This is a genomic window from Zhenhengia yiwuensis (assembly GCF_014384995.1).
In the GTDB taxonomy this organism is placed as follows: domain Bacteria; phylum Bacillota; class Clostridia; order Lachnospirales; family Cellulosilyticaceae; genus Zhenhengia; species Zhenhengia yiwuensis.
The window spans coordinates 1-12091 of record NZ_JACRSY010000006.1 but is presented as its reverse complement, the minus strand read 5'-3'; the positions used below and the strand labels follow the sequence as shown (position 1 = coordinate 12091).

Annotated in this window: 10 protein-coding genes; 3 read left to right on the top strand and 7 right to left on the bottom strand. The window is 35.2% G+C overall.

Going from position 1 to position 12091, the window contains the following annotated elements:
• Positions 1–3: 3 nt before the first annotated feature.
• Positions 4–2169 carry a DNA topoisomerase III gene (locus H8718_RS04830; protein ID WP_249331982.1) on the bottom strand — a complete coding sequence of 722 codons (2166 nt, stop codon included), beginning with the start codon at positions 2167–2169 and terminating at the stop codon, positions 4–6.
• 102 nt (positions 2170–2271) lie between these two features.
• Here H8718_RS04830 and H8718_RS04825 point away from each other — a divergent pair, with 102 nt between their 5' ends.
• Positions 2272–2598 carry a DUF1622 domain-containing protein gene (locus tag H8718_RS04825; RefSeq protein WP_177671824.1) on the top strand — a complete coding sequence of 109 codons (327 nt, stop codon included), beginning with the start codon at positions 2272–2274 and terminating at the stop codon, positions 2596–2598.
• Between the two features lie 15 nt (positions 2599–2613).
• Here the strand turns inward: H8718_RS04825 and H8718_RS04820 are convergent, their stop codons facing one another.
• The 3 genes from H8718_RS04820 to H8718_RS04810 are packed head-to-tail and all read right to left on the bottom strand — an operon-like array spanning position 2614 to position 7478.
• Positions 2614–3339, bottom strand: a complete 726-nt coding sequence (locus H8718_RS04820; protein WP_249331980.1) for a GntR family transcriptional regulator — start codon at positions 3337–3339, stop codon at positions 2614–2616.
• Between the two features lie 24 nt (positions 3340–3363).
• Positions 3364–5094, bottom strand: coding sequence for a class I mannose-6-phosphate isomerase (locus H8718_RS04815; protein ID WP_249331978.1), 1731 nt, complete (start codon positions 5092–5094; stop codon positions 3364–3366).
• Positions 5095–5108: 14 nt separating this feature from the next.
• Positions 5109–7478 (bottom strand): glycoside hydrolase family 38 N-terminal domain-containing protein, encoded by a 2370-nt coding sequence (locus H8718_RS04810; RefSeq protein WP_249331977.1) that lies wholly within the window; start codon positions 7476–7478, stop codon positions 5109–5111.
• Between the two features lie 127 nt (positions 7479–7605).
• On the opposite strand from H8718_RS04810, the gene H8718_RS04805 reads away from it, so the two are divergent.
• Complete coding sequence (locus tag H8718_RS04805; protein WP_249331975.1) at positions 7606–8520, top strand: ROK family protein; 915 nt, start codon at positions 7606–7608, stop codon at positions 8518–8520.
• Positions 8521–8684: 164 nt separating this feature from the next.
• Here the strand turns inward: H8718_RS04805 and H8718_RS04800 are convergent, their stop codons facing one another.
• The 3 genes from H8718_RS04800 to H8718_RS04790 form a co-directional block, all read right to left on the bottom strand.
• The gene (locus H8718_RS04800) at positions 8685–9065 is read right to left on the bottom strand and encodes a VOC family protein (protein WP_249331973.1); all 381 of its coding nucleotides are present in this window, start codon (positions 9063–9065) and stop codon (positions 8685–8687) included.
• A gap of 184 nt (positions 9066–9249) precedes the next feature.
• Positions 9250–9555, bottom strand: coding sequence for a Dabb family protein (locus H8718_RS04795; RefSeq protein WP_177671818.1), 306 nt, complete (start codon positions 9553–9555; stop codon positions 9250–9252).
• A 92-nt stretch (positions 9556–9647) separates the two neighbouring features.
• The gene (locus H8718_RS04790; protein ID WP_177671817.1) at positions 9648–10379 is read right to left on the bottom strand and encodes a tRNA threonylcarbamoyladenosine dehydratase; all 732 of its coding nucleotides are present in this window, start codon (positions 10377–10379) and stop codon (positions 9648–9650) included.
• 289 nt (positions 10380–10668) lie between these two features.
• On the opposite strand from H8718_RS04790, the gene H8718_RS04785 reads away from it, so the two are divergent.
• A complete protein-coding gene (locus tag H8718_RS04785) occupies positions 10669–11943 on the top strand; it encodes a YjiH family protein (protein ID WP_330597583.1) in 1275 nt (424 codons plus the stop codon).
• Positions 11944–12091: the final 148 nt, after the last annotated feature.

Here is a 12091-nt window from a genome sequence, read left to right as displayed (position 1 = left end):
TTCTTATTTTTTATTTAAATTAGCAAAGAGCTCTGCAAATGCAAAGTTACCTTCATCCTCTTTCTGCTGTTGTTTCATATATTTTTGTACGGATTTCTTATCTACTTTACCTGGTTTATCTTCAAAACGCTTTTTAAAGGCATTTGCTTTTTCTCTAAATGTACACGTTGTACATACATAGATTTGTCCATCACCTTGACCGCGTAGTTCAAGTCTTTTATGGCATTGTGGGCAGCGTGCATTCGTAAACTTACTAATATTTTCTCTATGACCACAGTTTCTATCCTGACATACATACATCATGCCATGTTTGCCTTTTACTTCAAGTAGATTTTTGCCACACTCTGGGCAACGTTTACCGACTATATTGTCATGTCTAAACTTATCTGTACTGCCCTTTACAGCATCTACTAGCTCACCACTATATTTACGCATACGCATAGTAAAGTCTTTTGGATTTTGTTTGCCTTTACTGATTAAGTCTAGTTCTCTTTCCCATTTAGCTGTAAGAAGTGGTGACTTTAAGTCTTCTGGCACAAGATCAATAAGTTGTTTCCCTTTTGAAGTTGGTATAATACTGTTGCCATTTTTCTCAATATAGAACATATTGTAGAGTTTCTCAATAATATCTGCTCTTGTAGCAACTGTACCAATACCACCTGTCTCTCCAAGTGTTTTAGCTGCTTCCTTACTTACCTTCACGTATTTATGTGGGCTTTCCATAGCTGAAAGAAGCGTAGCTTCTGTAAAGCGTGCTGGTGCTTTCGTCTGAAGTTTTAAGCATTCTACACCTAGTACTTTAAGTTCATCTCCTACTTTAACTTCTGGTAAGTTTTCTTTGAAACCTTCTTCGCCATCTTCGTCTTTATCAAATACCATCTTCCAACCTTGTTTAAGCATAACCTTACCTTTTGCAATAAAAGTATGCTCGCCTGCGTTAGCCTCAATAGTTGTTTGTTTATACTCACATGGTGGTAAAAGAACACTTAAGAAACGTTTAATAACAAGCTCATAGATTTTACGCTCGTCATTACTTAAGTTTGATAGCATGACACTTTCCTCTGTTGGAATAATAGCATGATGATCCGATACTTTGCTATTATTTACAAAATGTTTGCTCGGTTTAATGCCATTTTGAAGAATACTCTTTACTGCTGCTCTATAAGGTCCCACGCTAACAGCTTCTAAGCGATCTTTCAGTGTTGGCACAATGTCCTGGGAAATATAACGTGAATCTGTTCTTGGGTAAGTAAGGACTTTATAGTTTTCATAGAGTCTTTGCATAATAGAAAGGGTCTCTTTTGGGCTCATGCCATAAAGCCTATTGGCATCTCTTTGAAGCTCTGTTAAGTCATAAAGGGCCGGTGCATAAGCTTTTTTATTCGTCTCATCTACCTTTGTGACTTTAAGTGCCTTACCTTCTACTTCATCAACAATTTTCTTAGCTACATCACTTTTATAAATATGAGGCCCTTTTGCACCTTGCCAATCTAAACTAAAGCCTTTAACTTTCGCTTTAAGGTTAAAGTAGTCTTCTGGTTTGAAATTTTTAATTTCTTCTTCTCTTGCTACAATCATAGCAAGAGTTGCTGACTGTACACGTCCTGCTGAAAGCTGTGCATTATACTTACAAGTAAGAGCACGTGTTACGTTAAGCCCTACTACCCAGTCCCCCTCTGCACGGCATACTGCTGCTTCATAAAGGTGATCGTATTCTTTAGCAGGATGAAGATGTTTAAATCCATCTAAAATAGCCTTGTCCGTTACAGAAGAAATCCATAGGCGTTTCATCGGCTTATTCACCCTAGCTTTTTCAATAATCCACCTTGCTACAAGTTCTCCTTCACGTCCAGCATCTGTAGCAATAATAATTTCACCTACATCCTTACGATTCATCTGCTCTTTGACAGCATTAAACTGCTTGCCGCCACCTTTAAGAACGACTAATTTCATTTGTTTTGGAAGCATTGGAAGAGACTCCATTGTCCAAGTCTTATATTTATCATCATAAGCTTCTGGGTCTGCAAGTCCTACTAAGTGACCTAATGCCCAAGTTACAATATAATCATTACCTTCTATATATCCATTGCCTTTTTTGCTGCATTTTAGAACACGTGCAATATCACGTGCTACGCTTGGCTTTTCTGCTAATACTAATTTCTTTGCCATTTGTATAAACTCCTTTAAAGTTTTAGTTCTATCTCTTCTTATCATAACATACTTTGTATAGACCTGAAACGTGGCCAAGCTACTTAGAAAGGAGGTCTTTAAATGCTTGAGCACCTCATTAACCAATATCTTCCTACCCTTATTCATCTCCTTGAAACAATGGGTATCATTGTCCTTGCCGTAGGGGCTTTTGATGGCTTTTACTGCTACCTTAAAGGCCTCTTACATAACAATTTCACTATTACCAAAAGCCACTTTGCTAACTCTATGGCCATGTCTTTAGAGTTTAAGTTGGCTGCCGAAATTCTTAAAACTGTGCTTGTTCGTACTTTAGATGAGATTATCATCCTTGGTGCTATTATACTCTTACGTGCCCTTATGACGCTTATTATTCATTGGGAAATAAAACAAGATGCACATGCCGATTAGCATGTGCATCTTGTTTTATTTTGTAAGTTCCATATAGTATTCATAACGTGAAGCCACATACTGCCCTTCAGTATATTCAAAGACTTCATCATTTTGGTCATAGCCTACTCTTTTTAAAATAAGCATAGGTCCTTTTTTATTACAGTTTAATTCTTTAGCAAGAACTTCATCTGCAAGACCTGCGGTAATACGCTGTTTAATCTTAGAGATTTCTATTCCTTGTTCTCTTCTTAAATATTCATAAAGAGACTCATAGTATAAGTTAGAATCTAAAGACATATCTATTGTACTTTTAATATAGGTCTTAAAGCGTACAATAGGAATACCATTGATACATCTCACCCTGATTAATTCATAAACAGGCATGCCCTTCTCAATACCTAACGCTTCCCCGCAGTCTGCATCAGCCTTTACCAGTTTAATCATAGCCGAGGCAGTAGTTGGAACTATCCCCTTCGCTCTCATCTCATCCGTGAAACCTTCTATCTTTAATAATGGTTCGGATTTCCTATATTTTAGTACGATAGTGCCCTTACCCTTGATACGCTCAACATATCCTTTTTGTTCTAACTCACCAATGGCTGCTCTTACCGTAATACGGCTTACACCATATTTTTCTTCATAATCAATCTCTCTAGGTAAGAGTTCACCTTCTTTGTATACGCCAGTCTCAATATCTGATTTAATAATACTGATTAACTGCTCTTTTAGCGTAGGTGCCCCTTTACTTCTTACTAACATATAAGTCCTCCTACTTTTACCTTCTTATCTTACATAAGCTTTGATTGTAGCAAGTTTTTTCCCAACAGATGGTCCATGTGGTCTAATAGTATAAGCTTTAACACTTTCAGGAATGATAAATGTTTCTGCATAATGTACAACAAACGGTTCAAACTCACCTGTAGGACTCTCTACAACAGCTTCTTCACCTTCTACTAAATTTAACACATTTACACTGCCTTGTGTAGTGTGGTGTACAGTTTCTGTAAACCAATGTCTACGTGTTTCAATAAATTCACGCTCGTGTAGGCCTGTACGTTCTTCTATATAGCCTTCACCTTCTGCTACTTGCTCCACTGGATTTACAAGTTCTCTTTCTACCCAAGCAGTTGTACGTGTCCAGTCGATTACTTTTTCACCATGCTCAATATGGATTGGGCGTGGCAAACCATCTAGACCAAGTCTATCCCAGTCCCAAAGCTTAAAGGTAAAGATATAAGGTGTTGCACTAATTTCAAGTACCATCGTATCTTTACCAGAACAGTGAATAGTTCCTGCTGGAATAAGGAAATGGTCATGCTTTTTCACATCAAAAGTATTAATATACTTCTCAGCATCAAAGCTCATTTCACCCCTTTGAGCTGATTTTAAGTCTTCTATCATCTCTTCTGGCTTAATACCTTCTTTAACACCTAGATAAACTTTCGCTTCTTCTTTACAATCTAGTATGTAATAACTCTCATCTTGGGTATAGTGCATACCAAAGGTTTGCTGGATATACTCTGTAAGAGGATGCACTTGTAAAGATAAATTTTGGCCTCCCATTGTATCTAGGAAGTCAAAACGAATCGGGAACTCTGTACCAAATCTTGCATGAACTTTAGTTCCTAATAAAGCTTGTGGTCTATAGAACACAACATTAGTAGAAGGTACTTCAAGTCTTACATCACCATATCGAAGATATAAACTATTCTCTTCTGGCACCCCATCAAAGCTCCACGCAAAGTTTTCAGCTTCTCTGTCTAGGTCACATACTTCCTTCATCCATTGACCACCCCATACCCCTGCATCGAAATATGGGACAACTCTAAATGGTCTATGTGCCGTTTCATTAAGACCTGCAAAGAAGGCTTCACCGCTTACAAGTTTAGGTTCATTTGCTACATTTGTATCAAGTACATAATCAAAGTTCTTGTAATGAGCAACTTTGTGTCTATCTGCCATGCGCCACTCTACAAAGAAACCTCTTTTGTACTTGGTTAAAATAGGTGCGTCACTATTTTCTACATTCCAGTTAGACATACCTTTACGGTAACGAAGCTGAATCTCCCATCTGGCAAGGTCTGCAAAGATATAAACATCTCCTGTTGTAATCAGTCCTGCACCTGTTCCACATACAAGTACATTCCCCTTAGCTCCTTCAATCTGACCTTTAGCTTCCCCTATCTTATCCTCTCTAAAAACATCTTGAAAATTCTTTGTTGTAAGAACACCAAATACACGATCTTCTGTAAGATATGCATCAATGGCTGCTGTTAAAGCTTCCCCTTTAAGTGCACATTCATCTGAATAAATCACTTTATCAAAATTAAGTGTACTTAGCCCTTCTACTACCTCTTTAACATCTACGCCTGGGTAGCAATCTACTACCACTACATTTTTACTATTTGAATTTAATCTTTCTTCTAATACCTTAGTAATCTGATCATAACCTTGCCAAGCACAGTGGTCATAACCTTTTACTTTAACTTCTGGATATTTATCATATTTTGCCATCTTCTTACCTCTTTCTAATCGATCATAAATGTAACAACACCGTAGTCTTCATCCTTCATAGCTTTAAAGCTACCTTCTACTTTTTCTGTTTCTATCATATTTAAGCTGTAGCAGAATTCTGTAATACCTGATAAATCCATTTTGAAGTTTGTTTCCCAGATATTATTCATAATCCAAGAGTATACATCACGTTGGTTGTTTTCTTCTTTATTGTCGCATAGTAAAATCGGATGATGTTTAAGTTCTCCCATATAAACCATTGGGGCATCTTTTGTTTGGATTAAAATACTGCTCTTTTCTGTTTCATAGACTAGGCCATTGTCGATAAGGTAGTATTCCATACAAGTTCCTGGAAGCTGGTCTACTCCTGGTTTAAAGGTAACATCACTCTTATCCATATAAAGTGTTCTGCCAGGTAGATCTAATGTTAGAGGAAGTAAGATATTTTCAATGTCTTCTGAAAGTGTTTTTGCAATTTTATACTTGAACTCAATCTTTGGCAGTTCATTGTACATTCTAATCACTACAGAACTGAAATAGGTACCTTCTAATTTATAAATAAGCTCTATAGTTTTGAAAACTTTACCGTTATCGATAAGTTTAACTTCTGTTAATTCTCCTATATATTTCTTAGCATGAAGTCCTCTAATATTTCTACCTAGGAGACGTCTTTCTTCATAGATATCTGTACGAATTTCTGTATTTTCATAGATTGGTGTGAAGAATTTCGCATCTCCTTCTTTAAGCATCTCTCTTTCTTCTACTTTATTATAGAAGGAAGTAACCCCTTTACCCATTTCATAACGAATTCTAAAATAATCACTTTCAATTTGATATGGAAGTGTATAAGTTACTGGATCATAGCTATTAATGATATCTTTAACTCTTTCAGAGCCCATGTAAGCTACACGTGAATTATTTTTTGAAGCTACTTTAGGTACCTCTTTAAACGTATAAACTTTTTCTTCAAAAGCATTGAAGTCGTCAATAAAGCTAATCAGTACCCCTCTTGGATGGCTTGAAATTTGGGTATTCATTACCTTACCTGTTGCCACCTCTACAACTTCTACATCATCATATCCCCATACTTCAATATAGAATTCTACTACTTTTTTACCTACTCGGTCCGATGTATTAATCGCTTTAATTTTACCATCTCTATCATAGTATCTTAACTTATCTCCTCTACTGTGTAAGATACGGTTAAGATTCTTAGCAGCCGCTTCATGTGCCTTAGAAGCATAACTATTTTTACGAATATCAAGGTTTTGTACCATCGTATCATAAGGATTTGTAATAGTTGAAGAATGCCCCCATGTATGCTCTGAATAAACCAGTAAGTTATCTTCTGCATCTCTTACAAACTGTTCTTTCATTACTTTATGTTCAGGGTCTAGCCTTTCACATAAGTGGTACATACGTTGTGCGTCTTTATAATGTTTAACAGGATATGGTGTACTCCCTACGCCGTGTGCCCACCAATCTGTTAAATCACCTTCGTAAGTTGGAATCTCACCTAATCTATCCCTAATAGCCTCATAAAGCTCTGCTACTGTTACCATTCTGATTTCAACTTCATCACCATAAGCCTTATTAAATTCTTGGATCATAGTGAGAATATCCATGTTTGGTGGTGCATTATCACTAAATACCCCTGATACACTTGTAGGAATGAAATCATATGGATAATCATTATCTGCACATTCTTTAAGATAAGCATAAAGATTATCTTTTAAGCTCTCTACTGGCGTCTTTGGTTTTGCTCCCGCAAAATAATTCTGTGTCATAAAGTTAGCATGCTTATTCGGTACAAGTCCTAAAGCATTCCCTAAGTTATAATGCTCACCACTCCATACAAGTAATTTTTTACCTGCTTTATTTTTCCAATAATAAGGTTTTTGATTTTGATAAAGCGGGTACATTCCATGGTGACAGTGAATATTCATGTACAAGAACTCAATATCATTATCTAAAAGTGCATCTAATGCTCCAAGTGAAATCCCATTAATATCTGCATTCATAGCAACTTTAACAGGCAGCTCATATTGCTTAAAGTAATCTACCATCTCTTTTGTACGTTTTGTCAATACTGCTTTATCTACTAAATCTGTAAAGTTTAAATAAGTTGCTGATAAACCAATACCATTTGCCTTGATACGTTCTATAAACGCTTTTCTTTCTTCTTCATCTACTTCTTCAAGGAATTTTTCTACGCAATAGTATGTTTCACAATTCCATCTAAATTCTGGAACTTCTTCAGTCATTTTAACTGCTGAACGGATATAATCTATGTGGTTGTACATAATTTTTTCTTGTAAATCTGTATAACCTATGTCTGTATGAGAATGATGAATAACATAAATCTGCCATTTACGATCAAGCATAATAGCCCTCCTAATAACCTCATGGGAATTTTTAAATCTATTTTGATGTTATCATATGTTATAACATATTTCAATATGTTATAATGTTTAATGTCATATTATAATATATTTTAGAAAGGATTACTTTATGAATACATTTATCGCCTTAGATGTAGGTGGAACTTCTATTAAAACAAGTGTTATTACACCTAATGGTACACTCCTTACACCAGGTATTACCCACTACCCTTCTCTTGCAAAAGAAGATAAGGAAACCTTATTAAATCATTTTACTCATATTATTTTAGATAAAATTAAAGAGGCACCTTATCCTATACATGTTATAGGTATTGGTATGGCTTTCCCTGGTCCTTTTGATTATGAAAAAGGTATCCCTCTCATGCAAAATATTAATAAATACGATAGTTTGTACGGCATCTTTCTGGGGAAAGAAATCTTATTACGACTTAGAGAAAATAAACTTTTTAATGAGGTTGCAAGTCCTAACTGTAAAATTAAATTTGAAAATGATGCTAGCTTGTATGCTTTAGGAGAAACTGTATTAAACCAAGCCCTTATGCAAGGTAAGGTTCTTTGTCTTTGCATCGGTACAGGACTTGGCTCAGCCTTCTTAGAAGATGGCAAGCTTATTACAAATCATCCTAATGTCCCACTTAATGGCTGGGTTTATGATACTCCTTTTCTTGATAGTATTATTGATGATTATATTTCTGCTAGAGGTATTCTTAAACTACATGAAAGCCTCCATCATGTCCTTGTAAATGATGTTAAATCCATCTATGATTTAGCCTTAGAAGGTTGTGAATCTTCTCTTAAAACTTTCCATATCTTTGGTGCCCGCTTTGCTCAGGCTATTACATGTTTCTTACAAACCTTTCAACCAAACACCCTAGTCCTGGGCGGACAAATTGCTAAAAGTTTCCCTCTTTTTAAAGAGAGCTTCTTAAACCAATTACAGAAAGTAGCACCCGATCTTACTGTTACATTAAGCCTAGATTCTTCTTTAAGTACTTTAGTAGGTGTTACAAGGCTCTTTGAATAGTTCTCATTTTCATCTTTTAGAGATTATAGGAATTATTATAGTTATGATAGGACCTTTTAAAGGATTTTATCACTCCCTTAAGACCCTTATCGTTAAAGATCATTACATAAAAAAAGCCTTTAAGTACTTTAATAACGTACTTAAAGGCTTTTTTATCTTTGCTTTTATTTATCTTCACGTAATAAGTAATCATTACCGTCTTGATCTTTAAAACTAAACATTTTGCCATATGGCATAATCATAATATCTTGCACTTCCACACCATTTGCTTTCATCTTCATATGTGCCACTTCAATATCTTTTGTGCTTAAAAGAATGCTAGGATGTGTTAAAGCCATATCTGGTTTCTGCATTTGCATTAAGGCCTTATTATATAACACAAAAGTAGTAAAAGCTTCTTCTCTTGGACCTACTTCAAGCCATGTCATATTTGGCCCCATCTGTGCCTCAAACTTTACTACAAATTCCATTTTCTCTGTCCAGAACTTCTTTGCTTCTTCTTGATCATTCACATAAAGTGTAATTTTACCAATTTGATTAATCATGATGTTCTCCTTTGTTGTCTGTTTCTTTTACTATAACATGGCGTTTGAGCAAATTCAAACATATGTTCGATTTCAAACTTTCTTAACCACTCTTTATGAGATTGTCTTAATCCATTCCTTTTATACAATACATGGCGTAAAGTCCACCTCAAAGTTTGCCTAATGGAATCCTATGTAACCTCTCTTATTGTTCGTAGTCTACAACAACCCTTGATGTAGCCACCTGTCTTACAAGATTATTAGCTACCTCTAAATGCTTTGGATGGGCTTGATAGAAAGCAAGTGCTTCTTTGCTTTCTAATACAGAATAAAGTACTACATCATAAGCAGTTTCTGCAGGATTAAAGTTCATCCCCACTTCTATTTCTACAAGCCCTTCTATTTGCCCTTTAAGCCCTTCAAGTCCAGCTTTAATCTTTGCCATGACTTCTTCCTTACTCCCATGTACCGGGTGCTCTGCTACTTTCCACATTACAATATGTTTAACCATCTTATCCTCTCCTCTAACCTTTTATTAAAATAGCCTATATAAAAAAAATATACACCCAATCCACTAAAAAAACACCCTAAAAGGGTGTTTTTTTAAGCTTTATATCCTATTAATTCTTTTACTATTTCCCCAGCAATAATAAGACCTGATACAGAAGGTACAAAAGCTACTGAAGCTGGAATTTGTCTTCTTGTCCAACCTGAAGCTGGGATTTCACCTGGTTCTGGTTGTGATGGTTTAAGAGGAGTCTCTTTTGAATAAACTACTTTAAGTTTTTTTACGCGTCTTTTTTTAAGCTCTTGGCGCATAACTTTTGCAAGTGGGCACACACTTGTCTTATAAATGTCACTTACCTCTAAACGTGTAGGATCCATTTTATTTGCTGCTCCCATAGCACTTATAATAGGTATGTTTTTCTCCTTACATCTTACTACAAGGTCAATCTTAGAAGTTACCATATCAATAGCATCTACTACATAGTCATATTCTTCGCTAAGCATACTTTCTGCAGTTTCTGCATTATAAAGCATTTGATAAGTTGTTACCTTAGCATCTGGATTAATAAGCGCAATACGCTCTTTCATTACTTCAACTTTTGGTCTACCTACCGTCTCGGTAGTAGCATGAACTTGTCTATTAATATTACTTACACAAACAGTATCGCTATCTATAAGCACTAGATGGCCTACACCTGTTCTTGCTAAAGCTTCTGCTGTATAAGAACCTACACCACCTACCCCAAAGATAGCTACTGTACTATTTTTAAGTGTTTCCAGTGCTTCTGAACCTAAGAGCATCTCTGTTCTTTGAAAAGCATGTAACATATGTGGAATCTCCTTTTATATCTTCACTAAATACTTATTTAATAAATATTCTTCTTTATTATAACAAGAACTTCTCTACTCTACTAGGTCTTTAGTATATTTCAGATTTTAATTTTTATACATATTTATGTAAATTAATCATTGCATTTTTATAACTTATAAATTATACTGTTACAAGATTTGATAGAACGAAATATCATTACAAGAAGGGAACATAAAAATGAAGAAATATTCATTCACATCTATGATTAAATTTATTGTCCCATCGCTAATCGGGATATTTTTATTTATGATACCAATTACTACAGAAAGTGGCATTACTATTCCAGTGGCTATTTTATCAAAAGGACTTCAAGGTATCCTTAGTGATTTTCTTCCTTATATTTTATTAGTCATTACTGCAATTACAGCTATGGGAAGTATCATTGCTAAAGTAGTAAAACCTAAATGCATTCTAGAAAATGAGTTTTTAAATACACTTTTCAATGTAACACCTGTATGGTTTGTTATCCGTTTATTAAGCGTTATATTCCTTACATGTGCTGTATTTGAAATCGGCCCAGAATTTATCTATGGCGGAGCTACAGGTGGTCTTATCTTAGCGGATCTTCTTCCTGTACTCTTTACTATTTTCTTCTTTGCAGCACTTTTACTTCCTTTATTATTAAACTTCGGACTTCTTGAGTTCGCAGGTGCATTACTTGTAAAAGTTATGCGTCCTGTATTTAAACTTCCAGGTCGTTCTGCAATTGACTGTATTGCTTCTTGGCTTGGTGATGGTACAATTGGTGTACTTCTTACAAGTAAACAATATGAAGACGGTTTCTATACAGAAAGAGAAGCTTGTGTAATCGGAACTACTTTCTCACTTGTTTCAATTACTTTCACACTTATTATTGCTGAAACAGTAGGCCTTAGCCATATGTTTATTCCATTTTACTTAACAGTAACACTTGCAAGTATTATAGCAGCAATTTTAGTACCTAAATTCGGACCTTTAGCTAAGAAAAAAGATTTACTTATTGATGGTTCTGCTCCAAAATACACTGAAAGCTTACCAAAAGGATACACTTCTTTCACATACGGTTTTGAGAAAGCACTTGATAAAGCTAAGCACCAAAGCATTAAACAATGTATTCTAGTAGATGGTTTCAAAAATGTTATAGATATGTGGTTTGCAGTTATTCCTGTCGTAATGGGTGTAGGAACAATTGCTCTTATCATTGCTGAATATACACCAGTGTTTAAAATATTAGGTTTACCATTCTATCCTTTACTTGCAGTTCTTGGTATACCTGAAGCATTAACAGCATCTAGTACACTTCTTGCTGGTTTTGCAGACATGCTTCTTCCATCTATCCTTATTTCAGGGGTAGAATCGGATATGACACGTTTTGTAGTAGCTTGTGCATCTGTATCACAGCTTATCTACTTATCAGAAGTAGGAGCACTTTTACTTAGCTCTAAAATTCCAGTAAATTTAAAAGAACTCTTTATTATCTTCTTACAAAGAACAGTTATCACACTTCCTGTAATTGCACTTATAGGACATTTATTATTCTAATAGGAAAGAGGTTATCACTTTATACGCATTGATATGCTCCCCTTAAGGTAGACAGTTTAAATAATAAAACTGTGGAGTTGTCAATAAAAAGTAGACACAAAGTTAAGTTGATTTTATGAATTTAATTCTTCAAATTGTGCAGGTGAAA

Excerpts from the sequence above, each read along its gene's own strand:
- H8718_RS04830 (WP_249331982.1), bottom strand. The coding sequence starts at position 2,169 with ATGGCAAAGAAATTAGTATTAGCAGAAAAGCCAAGCGTAGCACGTGAT.
- H8718_RS04825 (WP_177671824.1), top strand. The coding sequence starts at position 2,272 with ATGCTTGAGCACCTCATTAACCAATATCTTCCTACCCTTATTCATCTC.
- H8718_RS04820 (WP_249331980.1), bottom strand. The coding sequence starts at position 3,339 with ATGTTAGTAAGAAGTAAAGGGGCACCTACGCTAAAAGAGCAGTTAATC.
- H8718_RS04815 (WP_249331978.1), bottom strand. The coding sequence starts at position 5,094 with ATGGCAAAATATGATAAATATCCAGAAGTTAAAGTAAAAGGTTATGAC.
- H8718_RS04810 (WP_249331977.1), bottom strand. The coding sequence starts at position 7,478 with ATGCTTGATCGTAAATGGCAGATTTATGTTATTCATCATTCTCATACA.
- H8718_RS04805 (WP_249331975.1), top strand. The coding sequence starts at position 7,606 with ATGAATACATTTATCGCCTTAGATGTAGGTGGAACTTCTATTAAAACA.
- H8718_RS04800 (WP_249331973.1), bottom strand. The coding sequence starts at position 9,065 with ATGATTAATCAAATTGGTAAAATTACACTTTATGTGAATGATCAAGAA.
- H8718_RS04795 (WP_177671818.1), bottom strand. The coding sequence starts at position 9,555 with ATGGTTAAACATATTGTAATGTGGAAAGTAGCAGAGCACCCGGTACAT.
- H8718_RS04790 (WP_177671817.1), bottom strand. The coding sequence starts at position 10,379 with ATGTTACATGCTTTTCAAAGAACAGAGATGCTCTTAGGTTCAGAAGCA.
- H8718_RS04785 (WP_330597583.1), top strand. The coding sequence starts at position 10,669 with ATGATACCAATTACTACAGAAAGTGGCATTACTATTCCAGTGGCTATT.